This is a genomic window from Streptomyces luteolifulvus, assembly GCF_008806595.1.
GTDB lineage: Bacteria > Actinomycetota > Actinomycetes > Streptomycetales > Streptomycetaceae > Streptomyces > Streptomyces luteolifulvus.
Window position 1 is genome coordinate 76,797 of record NZ_VZRB01000016.1, and the last position, 16,663, is coordinate 93,459.

At 66.2% G+C, this 16,663-nt stretch carries 19 protein-coding genes and 1 pseudogene; 12 read left to right on the forward strand and 8 right to left on the reverse strand.

Annotated elements, in window-relative coordinates:
* Positions 1-2 precede the first annotated feature (2 nt).
* Genes F7R91_RS22710 through F7R91_RS22720 form a run of 3 tightly spaced genes read right to left on the reverse strand, consistent with a single transcriptional unit; the run spans position 3 to position 2,909 of the window.
* Complete coding sequence (locus F7R91_RS22710; protein WP_150950940.1) at positions 3-1,310, reverse strand: CpaF family protein; 1,308 nt, start codon at positions 1,308-1,310, stop codon at positions 3-5.
* Entirely contained in the window at positions 1,307-2,152 is an 846-nt protein-coding gene (locus F7R91_RS22715) for a hypothetical protein (protein WP_150950941.1), read from the reverse strand. Before F7R91_RS22715 ends, F7R91_RS22710 begins: the two co-directional genes overlap by 4 nt.
* 16 nt (positions 2,153-2,168) lie before the next feature.
* Complete coding sequence (locus F7R91_RS22720) at positions 2,169-2,909, reverse strand: hypothetical protein (RefSeq protein WP_150950942.1); 741 nt, start codon at positions 2,907-2,909, stop codon at positions 2,169-2,171.
* A gap of 451 nt (positions 2,910-3,360) precedes the next feature.
* On the opposite strand from F7R91_RS22720, the gene F7R91_RS22725 reads away from it, so the two are divergent.
* Together F7R91_RS22725 and F7R91_RS22730 are read left to right on the forward strand one after the other, a co-directional pair.
* Entirely contained in the window at positions 3,361-3,693 is a 333-nt protein-coding gene (locus tag F7R91_RS22725; protein ID WP_150950943.1) for a hypothetical protein, read from the forward strand.
* A 57-nt stretch (positions 3,694-3,750) separates the two neighbouring features.
* Complete coding sequence (locus tag F7R91_RS22730) at positions 3,751-4,470, forward strand: hypothetical protein (protein WP_150950944.1); 720 nt, start codon at positions 3,751-3,753, stop codon at positions 4,468-4,470.
* 235 nt (positions 4,471-4,705) lie between these two features.
* Here the strand turns inward: F7R91_RS22730 and F7R91_RS22735 are convergent, their stop codons facing one another.
* The 3 genes from F7R91_RS22735 to F7R91_RS22745 form a co-directional block, all read right to left on the reverse strand.
* Complete coding sequence (locus F7R91_RS22735; RefSeq protein ID WP_150950945.1) at positions 4,706-5,665, reverse strand: hypothetical protein; 960 nt, start codon at positions 5,663-5,665, stop codon at positions 4,706-4,708.
* A gap of 83 nt (positions 5,666-5,748) precedes the next feature.
* A complete protein-coding gene (locus F7R91_RS22740) occupies positions 5,749-6,411 on the reverse strand; it encodes a hypothetical protein (RefSeq protein WP_150950946.1) in 663 nt (220 codons plus the stop codon).
* Positions 6,412-7,082: 671 nt separating this feature from the next.
* Positions 7,083-7,667: a hypothetical protein gene (locus tag F7R91_RS22745; protein ID WP_150950947.1), complete on the reverse strand. Its 585-nt coding sequence runs from the start codon at positions 7,665-7,667 to the stop codon at positions 7,083-7,085.
* Positions 7,668-7,995: 328 nt separating this feature from the next.
* Between F7R91_RS22745 and F7R91_RS22750 the strand changes: the two genes are divergently transcribed.
* The 9 genes from F7R91_RS22750 to F7R91_RS22790 all read left to right on the forward strand — a co-directional run bounded on the left by F7R91_RS22750 (position 7,996) and on the right by F7R91_RS22790 (position 15,242).
* Positions 7,996-8,661, forward strand: coding sequence for a hypothetical protein (locus F7R91_RS22750; protein ID WP_191971591.1), 666 nt, complete (start codon positions 7,996-7,998; stop codon positions 8,659-8,661).
* On the forward strand, positions 8,658-9,746 hold the full coding sequence (locus F7R91_RS22755; protein ID WP_150950948.1) for a hypothetical protein: 1,089 nt from the start codon (positions 8,658-8,660) through the stop codon (positions 9,744-9,746). The genes F7R91_RS22750 and F7R91_RS22755 overlap by 4 nt, the downstream gene beginning before the upstream one ends.
* Positions 9,747-10,149: 403 nt before the next feature.
* Positions 10,150-10,800: a hypothetical protein gene (locus tag F7R91_RS22760; RefSeq protein WP_150950949.1), complete on the forward strand. Its 651-nt coding sequence runs from the start codon at positions 10,150-10,152 to the stop codon at positions 10,798-10,800.
* 32 nt (positions 10,801-10,832) lie between these two features.
* Positions 10,833-11,816 (forward strand): hypothetical protein, encoded by a 984-nt coding sequence (locus tag F7R91_RS22765; RefSeq protein ID WP_150951049.1) that lies wholly within the window; start codon positions 10,833-10,835, stop codon positions 11,814-11,816.
* Between the two features lie 44 nt (positions 11,817-11,860).
* On the forward strand, positions 11,861-12,148 hold the full coding sequence (locus tag F7R91_RS22770) for a hypothetical protein (protein WP_150950950.1): 288 nt from the start codon (positions 11,861-11,863) through the stop codon (positions 12,146-12,148).
* A 132-nt stretch (positions 12,149-12,280) separates the two neighbouring features.
* Complete coding sequence (locus F7R91_RS22775; RefSeq protein ID WP_225320749.1) at positions 12,281-13,540, forward strand: hypothetical protein; 1,260 nt, start codon at positions 12,281-12,283, stop codon at positions 13,538-13,540.
* Between the two features lie 13 nt (positions 13,541-13,553).
* Complete coding sequence (locus F7R91_RS22780) at positions 13,554-13,973, forward strand: hypothetical protein (RefSeq protein ID WP_150950952.1); 420 nt, start codon at positions 13,554-13,556, stop codon at positions 13,971-13,973.
* Positions 13,963-14,631 (forward strand): hypothetical protein, encoded by a 669-nt coding sequence (locus tag F7R91_RS22785; RefSeq protein ID WP_150950953.1) that lies wholly within the window; start codon positions 13,963-13,965, stop codon positions 14,629-14,631. Before F7R91_RS22780 ends, F7R91_RS22785 begins: the two co-directional genes overlap by 11 nt.
* The gene (locus tag F7R91_RS22790) at positions 14,628-15,242 is read left to right on the forward strand and encodes a hypothetical protein (RefSeq protein ID WP_150950954.1); all 615 of its coding nucleotides are present in this window, start codon (positions 14,628-14,630) and stop codon (positions 15,240-15,242) included. The genes F7R91_RS22785 and F7R91_RS22790 overlap by 4 nt, the downstream gene beginning before the upstream one ends.
* 30 nt (positions 15,243-15,272) lie before the next feature.
* Here F7R91_RS22790 and F7R91_RS44515 read toward each other — a convergent pair.
* Positions 15,273-15,368, reverse strand: a pseudogene (locus F7R91_RS44515) (IS982 family transposase); the annotation flags it as partial.
* Between the two features lie 69 nt (positions 15,369-15,437).
* On the opposite strand from F7R91_RS44515, the gene F7R91_RS22800 reads away from it, so the two are divergent.
* Entirely contained in the window at positions 15,438-16,118 is a 681-nt protein-coding gene (locus F7R91_RS22800) for a hypothetical protein (RefSeq protein WP_150950955.1), read from the forward strand.
* A gap of 89 nt (positions 16,119-16,207) precedes the next feature.
* On the opposite strand, the gene F7R91_RS22805 is transcribed toward F7R91_RS22800, so the two are convergent.
* The gene (locus F7R91_RS22805; RefSeq protein ID WP_150950956.1) at positions 16,208-16,510 is read right to left on the reverse strand and encodes a WXG100 family type VII secretion target; all 303 of its coding nucleotides are present in this window, start codon (positions 16,508-16,510) and stop codon (positions 16,208-16,210) included.
* Positions 16,511-16,663: the final 153 nt, after the last annotated feature.

A 16,663-nucleotide genomic window follows, 5' to 3' on the forward strand; every position in this document is an offset into this window, starting at 1 on the left:
GGTCACCCCCACGTCCCGGCCGGCCGGTAGCCGTGGGCCATCAGGTCCTCCACGCTGGCTATGGGCGCGTGCGGCACGATCCGGCCGTCCGGCGCCTCGGCGAACACTTCGCTGGACAGGACGCGGCCGTCGACGCCGTTGACCTCGCGGACCGAGGTGACCATGCGTTGAAGGCGGCCGCCCGTCTGGTAGTTGTTGCGCCGCTGGATGAAGACGACGAAGTTCACCGCGCCGGCGATCAGCATCTGGCTGGCCTCGATGGGCAGCCGCTCGGACGCCTGCAGCGCGTAGGTGGAAATACGGTTGAAGACTTCGCTGGAGCTGTTGGCGTGGATCGTGGACAGCGAGCCGTCGTTGCCCTGCGACATCGCGTTGAGCATGGTCACGATCTCGTCGCCGAGCACCTCACCGACGATGACACGGGAGGGGTTCATACGCAGCGACCGGCGGACGAGTTCGGCCATGCTGATGGAGCCCTGCCCCTCGGAGTTGGGCAGCCGCTCCTCGAACGCCACGACATTGGGGTGGAGTTCGGGGAACGCGTCGAGACCGAGCTCCAGCGCGCGCTCGACGGTGATCAGACGCTCGTGCGGAGGGATCTCGTTGGCGAGCGCGCGCAGCAGTGTCGTTTTACCGGCGTTCGTCGCGCCCGCGATCATGATGTTCTTCCGGGCGCGGACCGCGCAGGCCATGAAGTGGGCGACCTCGGGCGTCACCGTGCCGTTGCCGACGAGGTCGGAGATGAAGACCTTGCCCATGCGCGCTCGACGGATGGACAGGGCCGGGCGCCGGGCGACGTCCATGACGGCAGACAGACGCGAACCGTCCGGCAGCCTGAGGTCGAGCTGCGGGTTGGCGGAGTCGAAGGGGCGGGAGGACAGACCCGAGTAGGCGCCGAGCACCTGTATGAGCTCGATCAGCTCCTCGTCGGTCTCGGCGACCGGATCCCCCTTGACCTCCCGTCCGTCGGCATAGCCGACGAACACCTGGTCGCACCCGTTGATGTCGATGTTCTCGACCTCGGGGTTGTCGAGCAGCGGCTGGAGCCGGCCCACGCCGAACAGCGCGGCGTGCACGGCGGCCGCGTACTGCTCCTCGGTCTCCGCGTCCAGCGGCGTACGCCCGGAGTTGATCTCCGTACGGGCGTAGTCCTCCAGGATCTGGGCGATGACCGCGCGGGCGTACTGCCGCTCGTCCTCGCTGGACATCGGCGTGACGCCGTTGACCTGGTCGAGGCGGCGCTGCTCGGCGATACGGTCACCGGCGTCCTGCCGGAACCGCTTGACCAGCTGGTGGTCGACAGCGGTCATCGGCCGGCCCCCGCATGGCCCTGCTGCGCCTGCGCGGATACGGCCCAGGCGGCGCCGTACTGCTGGTAGAGGTCCGCGGTGACCTTGCGGGCCGAGCGGATCAGCAGCGACTTCTCCAGCCGGCCCCGCTTACGGCCGGCCAGCTGGTCGGCACCGGCCGGGTCGTCCGCGATCGTGCCGACGACGCGGGCACCGGTCTGGGCGTGTACGAGCATGTCGTTGACCTGGCCGGACAGCTTGGCCGAGTTGGCCGGGTCGGCGACCAGGACGACACCGATCAGTGGGGTGCCGAGGCTCGCGGCACCGCGCGGACCGCCGTGCAGCTTGGTGGACAGGGCCGCGGCCCGGTCCCGGACGCGGGCGATGGCCTCCGGCTCGGTGCGCGAGACCAGCAGCACGAGCGCGGCATGCGGGAACAGTTCCACGGCCGGCGGGTCCCCGCTGATACGGCCGCAGTCGGCGATGACGTCGGCGGGCGCGTTCGGGGAGTCGGCGAGGGAGGCGAAGGCGTGGCCGAGCGTCGGCCACAGCCCGGCCAGCCCGGCCGCCTGCTCGGCGTTGCCGAGACCGACGAGAACGTCCAGTCCGCCGCTCAACGGCTGGACGTGGTCCCAGAGTTGGTCGGGTACGAGGCCGCGGCGGGCGGTGGCCGCTATGGAGAGCATGCCGGTGTTCGGGTTGAGCGGCCCGCCGTGCGCCGCGGCACTGCGGTAGACGAGGTCACCGCCCGCCGGGTCGGCCTCGGCGAGCAGAACGCGACGCGGCCAGACCGCCGCGAGAGCGACGGCCGCGGTGGTGACGCCGGGGGAACCCTTGTCGGCGGCGAGAGCGATGAGCGCCATGGGTGTGCTGCCGCCTCTAGTTGCCGGGAACGAGAACGAGGGCCACAGCGCCGTTGGAGGCGGCCTGCGCGAGGTCGGCGGCCTTGGTGGCGTCGACGGTCAGCGTCACCGCGAGGTTGGTGCTGCTGACGAGCTCGTCGCCCTTCTTGCCCGGTACATACGTGACGGTCGCCTTGTCGACGATCAGTGTGCTGTTGCCGGCCGTCGAGGAGGAGTCGCTGTCGCCGGAACCGGAGCCGGAGCCGGAGCTGGAACCGGTGTCGCTGCCGACGCGGTAGGCGGCCACCACGGCACCCGGCTTGAGACCGTCGGTGGGGTACTGCCCCTCCTTGAGGGACAGGCCGACCGTGGCCTTGCCCGCGGCGACGCCGCTCTCCTCGCCGAACATCTCGCCGACGGCGACGACGCCGCCGGGAATCGTGTTGCGGGCCTTCAGCTTCTTCAGGCTGTCCAGCTGGGACCACTCGACGTAGTGGATGCTGCTGTCCTCGGCGACCAGGACGGAGGTCGCGTTGCTGTCGTCGACCGACCCGCCGGCGGGGATCTCCTCCGTGATCTTCACGACCTCGATCCGGTCACCGGCCTGCAGCACGAGCATCGTCGCGCCGAGCGCACCGACCAGGATCAGCAGCACCGCGAGCGCGGCGAGTGCCGGTTTGCGCTCGCGAGGCTGGGTGGGAAGCCGGTCACCGACCGACGGTTGAGCCGGAGCCCCGGAACGCCCGTGACCCGCCCCCGTACGCTCTTGGATCTTCACGCAACCGCTCCCCGTACACCCAAGAAAATGTCTGTCAAATTCTCTGCAAATACAGACACTTCACCCCCGACCGCCCCTGTGGGACGTGCTGGACTTACCGCCCGACCTGGCCGAATAGCCGTCGCTGGGGTGAGTGTCAAGCCATGGCACCGTATCAGCCGCACATAAGCCCCTCAAGGCGCGTCCGGCGTCACGGGGCTCACCCTGCAGGCTGTTACTCATCTGCAACTGAGCAGGTACAGAACCCGGTTGATTGCCCCACCGAGGTGGCCGGTTCACTGTGCGCGAGCGAACGCGAGGCCGGTCCGACGCACCGCCGCGGAGCGGGTGTTCGTCACGCGTCGGCCATGATGCCTCCACGAATCGCTCACGAGGTGCGGCGGGGGCCGTGCCATGATCTTTGCTCGCCGCAGGTGATGGCGGCGGCTTACGGGGAAACGGGGTTGAGGCAGTGACGGGGAATCAGGCGGGGCTGCTCCCGATCGGCGGGGCGACGCTGGCGTCCGACGCCCGGGTACTGGAGGCGGTCCGCGCCATCGGTGCCCGAACCGGCGTCGACTACACGGACGATGCGGCGGTCAGCGCGTTGCTGAGGGAACACCGACGCGCAATGGACGCGACCCAGCGTGGGTCCCTGGTGTGGCTCGGCGGCCTGGCGCTGACGGTCGGCGTGATCTGGCCTTTCGTGGCGATCGAGTACGTCAGAGCCGTCACGTCGGCGCAGGAGGCGGGGGCCCAGGTGCCGGAACTTTCGCCGGTGCTACGGAAGCTGTTGGACGCGTAGCTCCGTCCCCCACATACATCGCTACTGCCGAGCATCAGTACTACGAGGAGTCACCCCATGAAGCGAGCCGCGCTGTGCGCGACCGCCGTATCCCTGTCCCTGGCCGCACTGACTGCCTGCTCGGGTGGTGACGCGGACGCCAAGCCGGAGCACTCGCCGGGGTCCTCCCCCGCCCGCGCGAAGCAGGTTGGCCCAGCGGAGAGGTTGGCGAAGATCATGGTGACCCAGAAAGACGTGTCCGGCCGCACGGTCAAGGAGATGAGCGACGACTTCCTTTTCGCCAAGTCCCCGGACGAGGTCACGGTCGACAAGGCGGCCTGCGCCCCGCTCGTGCACGCCATGAACCAACTTCCACTCGGGGAGCCGCAGGCCGATCTCACTCGGGTCGTCTCCACGGAGAAGTACGGCGACGAAGATGTCTATATCACGCTCACCGCGTACGCGGCCGGCAAGGCGGAGCCGACCATGGCCGCCCTGTCCAAGGGCGTGGAATCCTGCGGCCCGGGCTTCACCGCGAAGGCGAACGGCAACACGAGCACGTACGACTCGATCGCGGCGGAGGACCCGGCGGCAGCCGCCGGTGACGAGACCGTCGCCTTCAAGTCCACGATGACGTTCCGCGGCGTCACCCACACCCTGCACACGGAGGCCGTACGCCGCGACGACGTCATCGCCGTCTGCTTCTCGGTGAACGGCCTCGCCATCGTCAAGAGCACGCCGAGCGACGCCAAGCTGCCGACGGCGGTGGTGAAGGCGCAGAACGCGAAGCTGGGCTGACGGTCGGCCCGTCCGCGACGGACGCGTTCCACATCACCGCAATGGGTGAACCACCGGCATATGCCAGGCGGTCCTGGGGGCACCACCCCTACCGTCCGCCACATGGTCAGCTCATCCCACGAGGCGATGCACCGCCTGACTCCAGCCGAGGCGAGGGCGCTGCCACGCGGCTCGGCTTCAGACACGCGGACGGCCTCTCCGCCGAAGGCGAAGAGGCCACCCTCGCTTGCGCCGCCTACCGGTTGACGGACTGGATCTCCTTGACCGTCACGTTCTGTTCAAACGTCGACAGACCGTCCGGCAGCGCCGGCTGACGCGCCGGGCCGTCCGGGTCGGCCGAGTCCGTCCAGGTGACCTTCCAGGTGATCGAAGCCTTGAACGGGTACGTGCCGGTGCCGGAGGAGCGGCGGTACGTGACGTTGCAGCCCGCGTCCTTGCTGTCGACCGTGTAGCCGCCATCGCCCTTGACCAGGTCGTACGTGCAGGTCTGCGGGTCGGCGTCAGCGGTACCGGCGTCGACCTTGAGCGCCACCGGGGTCGCCACGGTGGTCGCCGCCATCGCCACGCCCTTGTAGCCGATGCTGGCGGTCGTCCACACGCGGTCGAAGTCGCCCGCGAACTTCACGCGGGTACCGAGGTTCACAATGAGCCGGTCGGCGCTCGGGCTCAGCACCACCGGCGGGGTGGGCAACTTGGTGGAGTTGTACGCCAGTTCGGAGAGGATCTCCGGGGTCAGCTTGTTCGGGTCCGGCTGCGGGTCGGCCGGCGGGACGAAGATCTCCCAGTTGTCGGTGGTGACGGGGCAGGCCTCGGTGTAAGTGTCGTTACGGAACTTCACCTGCCACCACAGGCCGTCGTCGCCCTTGTGGTACTTCTGCTCGTCGCGCTTCTTGGCGTAGTCCGCGGCGGGTTTCTGCGCGCCGCCGTAAGCGTCCTTGATGAACTTCTCGTACTCCTCCGGCGAGTACATGGGCTCGTACCAGCAAACCGGGGGCTTCCAGTTGGCGTTGGAGGAGGTCGCGTTGGAACTGGAGCCGCTCGAACCGGTCTTGCTCTGGCTGATCCGGATGTGCGCGCCGATGGTCCCGCTACCGGAGTCGGCGCCGGAGTCCTGGTCCGGCTGCGTGCCCCCTGTGGTGCCGCCGTTGCCCCGGGTGTCGTCCGCGTACGCCGGGCCGGAGGTCCCCAGCGCCATGACGAGCCCGACAGCCGCGACCGCCCCGAGAACGGGACGTACGCCTCTTGCCCGGGCCGCGGCCCGTATCCCTGCTCTTGTGCCTATCCCTGCACGCACGAGGCGTCCCCCTTCTTCCAGGACTGCTGCGTCACCTGCCAGTCGCCGGCGGCGTCCTTCGCCACCTGGAGCGTGTACAGCACGTAGCTCTTGTCGCTCGCCTTGGTGCGCAGCACCTTCTTCGACTTGATCTCCTTGCTGAACGCCTTGCTCTGGTCCTCGCAGTACGTGGCCGCCGCCGTCTTGGCGTTTGCGACGTCCGTGACCTTGAAGTCGTAGTAGCGGTACTCGCCGGTGAGGGTCAGCCCGTCCTTCTTGAAGTCCGCGACCTGCTGTGACCAGTAGGTGAAGGCGGACCCGCCGAGGTAGCGACTCAGGTTGGCCGACTTCGCGTCCCCCTTGGCGAAGGCCTCGATGTTGGCCTGTGCGGAGTACGCCGCGTCCCGCAGGATCGCGTCCTTCGTCGCGTCCCCGGTCTGGTCCCGTTCGACGCTCACGCGGAGGTCCGACGGGAAAGCGAATGTGGGCGCGTTCTTCTCGGCCGGCTCCGAGGCCGTCGACGACGGGGAAGCCGACTTCCCCGAACCCGCCCCCTCGATCTTCTCGCCGCCCGAGCCATCGTCCGAATCGCTGCTGCAACCGGTCACAGAGATGGCGACGGCAACGAGAAGTCCGGCCGCGGCCGTCCTCTGTCGCGTGGTCCGCATGGAGTTCGTCCCCCGAGGTAGGTAATCGGCGTGCGATCGGATGATCGCACGAGTGGCGTGCGCGAGACCAAGAACCCGATGGGACTGATGCGACTCTGTGAACTTCGTGAAGTCCCCTTCACGGAAGGGACACTTGACGCCCGCGCAACGGGGCCGTTAGTCGCCTTGCGGGTGCACACGCCTCGAACGGGAGCGCGAACGCGCGTCTGTGGCTTCAAGGCGTCGGCAACGGCCTGGCAGGCCTGCCTTCATACGGCCACTGGCACCCTCGGTGATCAATATTGGCCAAGTCCCGACTCAGCACCCGGCTCACTCCGGACCGGCTGGATGGGCACCGGTGCGCTCGATCGGGATCCTCAACAGCTTGGCGCGCACCGCCCTTCGCGGAAATCCGCGCACCAGAAGCGGGCGCTCCACCACACAACGAGAAACGAAAAGACGGCTCCCGAACCCGAGCCTCCCGAGTCCACGGACGCGTCTGATGCCAATGGCAGAGGCGGTCAGGGCAACCCCGCAGAACAGCCAGAGGAAGAACAGCATGATGCCACCGCCCGAAATCAGTCCACCAGGCAGAGTGTTTCGAGTATTACCGCTGCCGCGCAGCCCGACTCCTGCCCTTGCCCTTCTTGCGAAGCTTCCGCATCCGCTCGCGCTCCTGCGCCCGCCGCGCGTCAACCACCGCGCCGTGCCAACGACGCCAGAGCCAGCCGAACACGGCGGACACCCCCTACGAACGCCAGAAACGCCGTACCCGTACCAGGGACGTAGACACAACTCGAATCGTATGAACGGCAGTTCTTGGCGGGAAGACCACTGAGCAGGTACATGAACGGCCCGAACGCAGCCCCCCAGCAGACCGCGCTCCCCGCAGCACGTATCCCTCGCATCAGTCGCGTCGTATTCGCCGTGTGCAAGTTCCTGAACCCGAACTCCACGCCGCTGACCCACCCAAGGACACTGACCAGTCCCAGAACTCCGCCAACCGTCCAGGACCCGCCCGGAAGATCGAGGAGCACCGGCACCGTTTCTCGCGCGAACCGTCTGCAGGTGCCGAGAATCAACAGCAATGCGGCCATGCCCGCCACGAGAAACACAACGAACCCGGCGATCCCGAACCCGTCACGCACCCGAAAGCGGCTGCCAGCCTGATCAACCACGCGACGCTTCCTCCGCCCCGTACTCACGATCCCAACGACTATGCCGCACACCACCGAAGTACCCATCGCCAAGGCCGCGACGAAGAGGAGGACGAGCAAGCCTCCGTATGCCGTAAGAAGCGCCGGTTCTACGGCCAGGTCCAGGTACCGAATGTCCCGTCCACCGACGATCTCCCGGTCTCACCCCGAGGTGTAGCTCTCCGCGATGGCGAAACAGAGTCCCACGACGATGGCCGCGAACGCAGCACGTCAAGGCGTCCGGCGTCATGGCCTGTTCGATCACGGTCAGCACACGGAGCGCAGCCGGCAATGGACCATATGCACGTAGATAACCACCTTCTCGGGGAAGTTCGTTCTGGCGAAACCAGGAACCCCACCGATAGCGTCAGACCTCTTGACTGAACATCTGTCTCACGGGGAGTCAACTGTGAAGCGCCGCACTGTGCCCGCCGCGCTCGCCGCTGCCGCAGCCCTGCTGCTCACGGCCTGCGGAGGCGAGGACGACAAGTCCAGCGACAACGACAAGATCGCCGGCGCCGACCAGGGTGCGAGGACGCCGAAGGAGTCGGCGGAACCGTCGGCGACGCGGGCGGAGGACAAGCCAGACGGCGTGGACGTGTCCCTGCCTGCGGACATGAACCTGGTCTTCGACTGGGACGAGCCGAAGAACAAGAACGAAGCGGCCGCCATGGACGACGCCGCGAACTATGTTCGCGCCATCTACCGGGGCGTCGACAAGCGCACGAGCAAGGACGCGGCCGTAAGCGCCTACGCCACGGGCGAGGGTCTGCACTACGCGAAGACGCAGATCGACAGCAGGGTCGATGGCGGCTGGACAGCCACCGGCACCAGGCGCCACTACCAGGCCACCACCCGGTCCGCCCCGAACGGCAACTCGGTGGAGATCGCGTTCTGCGTGGACTCGAGCAAGTTCTACGGCAAAGAGGTCAAGACCGGCAAGGTCCTGAAGAGCAAGCCCAGCATCGCGGACTTCGACTACTTCAAGATCGTCATGGTCAAGTTCCCCACAGGCGAGGGTCTGTGGCAGGCATCCAAGGTGTTCGTCGAGACGAAGGCGGAGAAGTGCCGGTGAACAGGTCACGGCGTACGACCCTCAGCACCAGCACAGCTGCCCTGACGCTGGCCCTCAGCGTCCTCCTCCTCGCGGAACCGGCCTACGCGGCAGAGCAGACGGGCAACGACAAGGGCGCCAGCACCGACCAAGGAGGCGGCGGCGACGAGAACGGCATCTACGCCGCCGCACGCGTCCAGTACTCCGGAGCTGTCGCCAAAGGTGGCAGCTCCGGCAACGTGACCTTCTCCGACGTCAACTGGACGCCACCGCCCTGCTGGTACGCCCCCTACCTCGGCGCCGAGGACTTCAAGGAGAAAATGTCCAAGGACATCGCGACCGCAAAAAACTCGCCCGGCGGCCTGACTGGCACTCCAGGCGCGGCGATCGGCGAGGTGGAGCGCCACTACGAGGACGAGTACGGCTGGACCGACACCCCTGGCTACAAGAACTACAACGTCGAGAACAACGGCAAGGGGATGTTCTGGGCCGGTGTCGAGAATCCCAACGAGCCCGATCCGCTCAAGCGGAGCTCGTGCACCGATCTCCCCTTCTGGGTCGACAACGGCGAGGCCCCGCCGCCCCAGTACGAAGAGGCCATCACCCCGGAGATGCTCGCCGCCCTCGCCTACCAGCACATGCAACTTCCCGACACCGAGGTCACCCTCGCTCCCAAGGCGACCACCAAAGTGAACCTGCCGACTTGGGCCTGGCTCGACGAGGCCGTCTTCGACGAGGTCCAGGCGACGGCGGCCATCAACGTCCCCGGCTTCAACATCCAGGCCACGACCACCGCCAAGCCGGTGTCGCTCAAACTGGAGCCGGGCACCGAGGACGCCGAGACCTACCCGGCATCCGGCGTGTGCACCATCAACGCCGACGGCTCCATCGGCGAGCCCTTCGCCAAGGGCAGGTCCGACGAGACACCGCCGTGCGGCCTCAAGTACCTGCGCTCCTCCGGCGACGGCACCTTCAAGCTTCGGGCGACCATCACCTGGGAGATCGCCTGGACCGGAACCGGCGGTGCGGGCGGTGACCTGCCCAACGGCACCTTCGGCAACAGCCAGGACGTCACTGTCCAGGAAATCCAGGCCGTCAACCGCTGAGATCGGATGCGACCGCGCCCCGCGCGCACCCACCGTTTCTCTGAGAAGACCGGACCACGACTAGGGACGCGCGCCGTCGAGCGTCGACTTTCCCGGGGAGGGGGTGCCACCCTCCGTCAGATTCATCCGGCTGGCCCGAAGAGGCTCCCGCCCCCCACCCGCGCTCGGCTGGATTCCCGAACGCACACTCACGGAATCACCAAGCGACGGCTGCTCCCGCACGCAGTGACCACGGAGGCATGGCTGTCACCTTCGCCACGGATGGGACACAGAGCACACCCACTGGGGTTCCGTATGACCGGAATTACCCCTGTTCACAGGGAAGTTCACGCTGGCGAAACCGGGAACCTCACCGATACCGTCTGTGCTCTTGACTGATTCTTTGTCTCACGGGGAGCCCACCTTGAAGCGCCGCCCATTGCCCACTGCTGCCGCGCTCATCGCGACGGCCGCCTTGCTGTTGACGGCCTGTGGCAGCGAGGACAAGAAACCTGACGACGAGATTGCTGGAGCCGACGCCGGCGGCTCAACCGCGTCGGCTACAGCATCACCCAGCACCGCGGACGACAGCAACCGTCCCGATCTGTCTCTCCCCAGCGACGTGCAGGAGGTGTTCGAGGGCTGGAAGACGGGCGACCAAGCCAAGGACGCCGTCCTCGCGGACGCGGGACGCTCCATGACGGCCGTCAACCGGGCCATCACCGACGGCGACGTCCACTCACCCGCCCTGGCCTACTACTACAAGGGCAAGGCGCTGGCAGGCTCGGCGAAGTGGGTGCAGACGTTCGTGGACCACGACGCGACCATCACCGGCACTACGCGCTACTACTCTCCCACCGTCAGCCTGTCCGGCAAGACCACGGCAGCCGTCACGCTCTGCGCGGACGAGAGCAAGGCCTTCAACAAGTTCCGGAAGACCAAAAAGGTCGACCGAAGCGCGCCCTCGGACGATTCGTACGTGTACTACGTCAGCCGCCTCGAACAGAACTCCAAAGGCGTCTGGCTCACCAGCGAGGTCGTGTCGAAGCGGGGGAGCGAGAAGTGCCTGCCATAAGGATTTCGAGGCAACTCGCCCTGACCGCACTCATGCTGGCGGCAAGCGCGTCGCTCACCGTGGGGACCGCACAGGCGGAGACAGGGTTCGGGGGGTCGCGCGGCGACACCACCAGCGGTTCCAAGGACCGCACCATCACTTCTCAGGTCACCTTCAGCACGTCAGACAACGGCAGTGGAAAATCGACGGGAACGCTGGCTCCTGTCGGGTCCTACGATCCGCCTGCCTGTTGGTACGAGCCGCGGTGGACGCCGGAGGAGTACGAAAAGGAATTCGAGCGGCGCTGGGACATCGGGCACTTCAGCGGCGCCGCCGAAGGATACGCGGCGGAGAAGTCCCGCTACATCGAAGGAGAGCCCTACAAGGACTTCAACAAGGACAAGTCCGGCGAGGGGATGTTCTGGGGAACCGTCTACGACTGGGACCGCCTCGAAGGCGGCGACTACCTGGCCTGCAGCCAAGCGGACTTCTGGGTCGACAACGGCGACGATCCCCCCGTCGACAACGCCATCGACACCGAGACCCTGGCCAAGCTCGCCTACAACGAGATCCAGGTCCCTGACACGCAGATCAGCCTCGCCCCGGAGGGAACCACCAAGGTCAACCTGCCCACCTGGGCCTGGCTGGACAAGGCGGACTTCCACAAAGTCTCCGTCACCGCCTCCCTCAACGTGGGCGGCTGGAACCTCTCCGCCACGACAACCGCCAAGCCCGTCTCCCTGAAGCTGGAGCCCGGCACCGCCGACGCGACCACCTTCCCCGCCTCGGGCGAGTGCGCGATCAACAGCGACGGCTCCATCGGCGAGCCCTGGGCCAAGGGGAAGTCCGACGAGACGCCGCCCTGCGGCATCACGTACCTCCGCTCGTCCGACGGCGGTTCCTACAAGCTGAAGGCCACCGTCACCTGGGAGATCACGTGGGAGGGGTCAAACGGCGAGTCCGGAACCCTTCCGAACGGGGTTTTTGGCAGCGAACAAGACGTAGCCGTTCAGGAAATCCAGTCCGTCAACCGTTGATCGGGCTCTGCCCGAAGCAAAGAAGATACAGGCGGGGAAACTCAATGTCGGACCTGATTGTCGACTTCGCTCTGCTCAGCAAATCCGCAAAACAACTCAGTGAGATCCAGGCGGAGTTCAAGAACCTGGGCGAATGGAAGGACGACATCACTTCGGTGGTCGGAGCGTCCGAACTCAAGGAAGCCATGACCGACTTCATAGACAACTGGGATGACAACCGAAAGCGCCTGCTGGAGTCATTGGAAGAAGTCGGAAAGCAGGTGGAGGGCACACGAGACGCTTTTAAGGGCCTTGATGACGAATTGGCCAAGACCGGCAAGAAGAAGAAGTAAGGACAGCCCGCTCGCCTACCGAACTGCTGCTTTCTAGGGGAAAGAATGGCACGGCCCAAGGATTGGCATCCGCTGCGCGAGAGCGACCCCGTACCCGGTGACCCGGTGGGTATTCGCGGCCAGGTTACGCATATGAAGAAGATCGCCGAGTACCTGCGCACGCAGGCCGCGGCGCTTACCGCCATGGCGGATGCTGACAACCTCAAGGGGGAATACGCGGAGGACCTGGCCGAGAATGCGCGGGGTCTGGGGCGCAAGCTCGACCTGGCAGAGGACCGATACCGTGAAGTAAAAGATCATCTCTCCAGCTGGGCCACTGAGCTCGAAGAGTTCCAGAAGAAGGCGGACAGGGCGCTCAGCGACGCCAAGGATGCTCAGCAGGTGATCGACAGCCGCTCCTCCAAGGCTGACGACAAGTCGGGATCCGCGAAAGAGAAGGACGAAAAGTCGGGCGAGTCCACGGACGAGGACCCGATCCTCAAGCAGGCCAAGGAGGACCTTGAGGACGCCCGCAAGCGTCTCAATACGGCGGAAGGCGACTACAACGAGCGTTCCGGCCACTTCGCAAGCAAGGTCCGGTCGTCCATTGACGACGACATGAAGGACAGTTGGTGGAACGACTTCAAGGGCTGGGTCGCTGACGCGGAATGGCTGGGCACGATCGCCGACTGGGCGAGTTGGGCTGCCACCATTGTCGGCGTCGTTGCCATGTTCTTCCCTGCGGTGGGCATCATCGCGCTCGTCCTGACCGTAGTTGTGGCCGCCATCCATCTCACTCAAGCCGCCACGGGGAACGGCTCATGGTTCGACGTTGTCATGGATCTGGGCGCCCTCAAAATGGCACGCAATGGCATAAAAGCGGCGAAAGCCATCAAAGCCCTGCAACAGAGCTCCAGGAAGACCGCGGCCGGGCTGGCGAAGGACGGGGCGGCCGCTCGCGCCGCACAAGCCAATGAAGGAGCCCGAAAGACTGCCGCACGGGCCGCAAGGAAGCGCGGCGGCACATCACGCAAGAACCGTGAGGCCGCCAATGCCCGTCGTCTGCGGATGGAGGGCGAGAACCGCGCCGCGGGGAAGCGGGCGTCCAACGAGGTACGCGACTCCGAAATGCCGCAGATCTCGGCCCAGGAGAAGGCGGGTGTGCTGGGCGACGCGAAAGTGGGTCAGCAGATCAAGGACATCAAGAAATGGCGGGACGCATACCCTGACAACACCGGCCTCGCGGACAACGCCCGCCAGGCCGAACGCCACAAGGACGTGCTCCAGGGGTCGTGGGCCGTAAGTACCGGGCTCGATGCCGCCGACAAGACCGCGGACTACGTCACGGACGACGGGTACAGCAGGATGAAGGACCGCATGACAACCCCGGTTCCCGGGACGTCGCAATGGTGAAGGAAGACCATCCATGACCGATCAGGGACGAGCCGTGGGGGCCGACGAGAGCAGTCGACGAACCCGACGTATCGCTTACGGAGTGGGTGCCGTCAAATGGATCTTCGTGCTGGCACTTCTCCGTTTGTTCGCGGCTCCGATGAGCAAGGATCTCCTCGGCGAGGAAATCCTCCCCATGCCTACCTGGGAATGGTCACTGTGCGCCCTGACCCCGGGGATTCTGATGTATGCATCCCGGCGCCCCGAGGACTGGCAACGCCTGCGCGGCGAACGCACCATCCTCAAGTGGGCACTGGGGTTCTACCTCGTCTACGCCCTCGTCTTCGCCATCTCTCAGGGCGAGTGGGTGCTCTGGATTGCTGTCCTGGCCGGCATCGGCGGCTTCGCCGGTATCAAGTACCTCAATCACCAGGAGGTGACGCATGCCCGTTGAAGAATCGGCTGCGCCGACCACACAAGCCGGGCCTCCGGTGACCGGCTATCGCATCCTCCTCCCCAGCCAGTGGGACCAGGTGCCGCTGCGGCACGGTACGGAGGCAGCCGTCCGGCGCATCCTGGACGCCGCCTTCTCCCGTATCCCCGACGGCGCTCCGCCGGACAAAATAGGCCCGTACAAGCGCGAACTGGAGCGGCGCTTCCGTGGCGCTGTCGCAGAGGTGCAAAAGGGCGATGCCCTGGACCTCTACTTGCCGGTCAAGCCTACGGACGATGTCAATCTGGGCGCGTCGATCGTTGTCTCGGAGAGCCTTCTCCCGCGGCGGCCGCAGGGCGGCCCACACGGAGAACCGACCGAACTGGCCGTCCAGCTCTTGTCCCGGGACGGGGTGGAGAACGCCGATCTGAGCTCCGGGGAAATCGACGGAGCACTCGCGGTACGCCGCGAGCATGTCGCCGCGGCAGATCCTGGGACAGGGGCCGAACTCGCCTCCCGCCGGGTGGAGTACATCGTGTCCGTACCGGATGACCCCAACCGCTGGTTCGTAGCCGCTTTCTCGACCATCGGTGCCGGGGACCCCAGGGACGAGTTGGCGGACGCCCTCGTCGAGTGGTTCGACGCCGTCATGGCAACCTTCCGCTGGAGGCGTGGATGAACGAATTCTTCCCGGTCATCGATATCGAGGACGTGGACCCGTACCCGTGGACCGTCCTACCGCCACGCTCTGGTGCCACCGGTCCTTTCGAGGAGTGGGACGACATCCAGTCCTGGTGTCGCGAGGAGGCCGAGGACCTTTGGCTGGATCGCGAACTCGATCCCGGTCCGAACGGCGTCGATTTCGTCGCAGGCACCCTGGCACGCTGCGCCGAGGCCTTCTCCCCACCGGGCACTGACCACTGGCTCTTCCTGCACCGCGACCACCCGACCGATCTTCCTCTGCCGGTTCTCGCAGCGATCGGACCGTCGTCGCGGCCCCGGGAGGAGACCCTGCGCGCACTGACCCTGGCGGATGACCCAAGTTCTGTGGAGCCTCCAGTCGTCAAGCGCTTCAAGTCCGAGCACCTCGGGGAGGGCCTCACGGTCTTCCGCTACGTATCCCAGGAGGACTCACCTCATCTGCTGGCCTGTGTGCGCTACGCGTGGCAAGTCTCTGAGGCCGGGGCCGATGTAGTGATCTGGACTGCGACGGAGGACGTTGCACGGATCATGCAAGCTGCTGAGGACCTGGAGAATCTCGCAAGATCACTAGGGATCTTCATGCCCTGAAGAGCAGCCTCATCCGACCATGCACATCTGGGCTTCTCCCGGTCGTGGGGTGCCACGGTTGCGGTAGGAGGGTCGCAGAAGGCTGATGCCACGGGGGGCGAGGAAGCGGTCGAGTTCGGCGGCGACCACGGGCCTCCCGCCTGGGCATAAACCTCTGTGCCCTGCCAACGACATCAAAGCCAGGAGACTCTTGACGTGACGTCCAGGAGCAAGCACCGCGTCATAACCGACCGCCTCGGTATCCGCGCCGAAGCGGGGGAATGGTGCACGATCGACAAGATCCCGCAGCCCCCGGCGGAAGTCCTCCAGGCAGTCGGCACATCTCGGCTTCGGCCCGGAAGGCTGCGGCCGTTGGGCATGGTCGGTGCCGTGATCGCTGTGCCGTTCATGCCCCCCCTCATGTTGCTGACCCTTCTGTCCAACGTGGAAGAAGCCGTCAAGCGCTCCCTTGCCACGAAGGACGAGAAGGAGCGGTTGCGGGCCAAGGACGAGGATGACAGGCGACGGGACGCCACCATTGCCGAGCAGGGCCTCGACCGGGTTTTCGACGGCAACTGGCACGGCAGCGCCGGGCAGTTCCTGCTGCGCTGGTACAGCCACTCCACGCACCATCAGCGGCTTGTCCTCGCTACGCAGGACGAGATCGTGTTGGCAGCTCCGCCCCAACGCGTCACTGTGGGAAGGGAGAAGCACATGAAGATCGTCGCGCGTCTTCCCACCGCCGAGGCAACCCTCGTCGACCCGTTCTCCGGTGAGTTCGAGACGAGGATGGTGCTGCTGCGCTTTCGTGACGGGTCCTGGCTGCGGGTCGAGACGGAAGAGCCCCGCAGCGATCTCCACCTCTATCTCCTCCGCCGGCCCCTCCCCGACAGCTGAAGGGGCCCGGCCGGGCGCCCGCCCGGTGCGTTCAGCAACCGCTGCCGCACAGGGCGGGCGCCACGCCGCCACAAAGCCGCAGGAATGGCCTACTTGCTCTTCGCCGACTTGGCCAGCTCATCATCAATCTGCTCGAACTTGTCCGCGGCCATGGTCAGGTAGTCGCCCATGCCGTCGAGACCGTCCAGCGTGTCCTTCGTGCCGCGTACGAACTCGTCGAAGTTCTCGTCGAAGGCCTTCGAGGAGCTCTTGGTGACGTAGCCGGACTCGACCAGGTTGGCGATGTACTTGCGCAGGCCGTCGAGCTTCTCCTGGAGCCTTTCCTTCTCCTTCACGACATGCTTTGCCGCATCCCGCATGTCCTGATATGTGACGTCAAGGTCCTTGGCCATGAAGCCGTACTCCTCTTCAAAACGCCGCAGGGCCAACCCCCGTGGCTCCCTGTGCGCGGACCCATCTCCCCACCGTCGCACGGGACATGCGACAACCGGTGTGATCGTCCGCTCTTGAGACAGCAGCTTACGGGTGTGGCCTGAGGTGTCACA

What these genes read in the sequence shown, in the direction of transcription:
- F7R91_RS22740 (WP_150950946.1), bottom strand. Translation starts at nt 6,411, where the DNA reads ATGCGGACCACGCGACAGAGGACGGCCGCGGCCGGACTTCTCGTTGCC.
- F7R91_RS22785 (WP_150950953.1), top strand. Translation starts at nt 13,963, where the DNA reads ATGCCCGTTGAAGAATCGGCTGCGCCGACCACACAAGCCGGGCCTCCG.
- F7R91_RS22775 (WP_225320749.1), top strand. Translation starts at nt 12,281, where the DNA reads ATGAAGAAGATCGCCGAGTACCTGCGCACGCAGGCCGCGGCGCTTACC.
- F7R91_RS22730 (WP_150950944.1), top strand. Translation starts at nt 3,751, where the DNA reads ATGAAGCGAGCCGCGCTGTGCGCGACCGCCGTATCCCTGTCCCTGGCC.
- F7R91_RS22770 (WP_150950950.1), top strand. Translation starts at nt 11,861, where the DNA reads ATGTCGGACCTGATTGTCGACTTCGCTCTGCTCAGCAAATCCGCAAAA.
- F7R91_RS22805 (WP_150950956.1), bottom strand. Translation starts at nt 16,510, where the DNA reads ATGGCCAAGGACCTTGACGTCACATATCAGGACATGCGGGATGCGGCA.
- F7R91_RS22715 (WP_150950941.1), bottom strand. Translation starts at nt 2,152, where the DNA reads ATGGCGCTCATCGCTCTCGCCGCCGACAAGGGTTCCCCCGGCGTCACC.
- F7R91_RS22765 (WP_150951049.1), top strand. Translation starts at nt 10,833, where the DNA reads ATGCTGGCGGCAAGCGCGTCGCTCACCGTGGGGACCGCACAGGCGGAG.
- F7R91_RS22710 (WP_150950940.1), bottom strand. Translation starts at nt 1,310, where the DNA reads ATGACCGCTGTCGACCACCAGCTGGTCAAGCGGTTCCGGCAGGACGCC.
- F7R91_RS22735 (WP_150950945.1), bottom strand. Translation starts at nt 5,665, where the DNA reads ATGGCGCTGGGGACCTCCGGCCCGGCGTACGCGGACGACACCCGGGGC.
- F7R91_RS22780 (WP_150950952.1), top strand. Translation starts at nt 13,554, where the DNA reads ATGACCGATCAGGGACGAGCCGTGGGGGCCGACGAGAGCAGTCGACGA.
- F7R91_RS22790 (WP_150950954.1), top strand. Translation starts at nt 14,628, where the DNA reads ATGAACGAATTCTTCCCGGTCATCGATATCGAGGACGTGGACCCGTAC.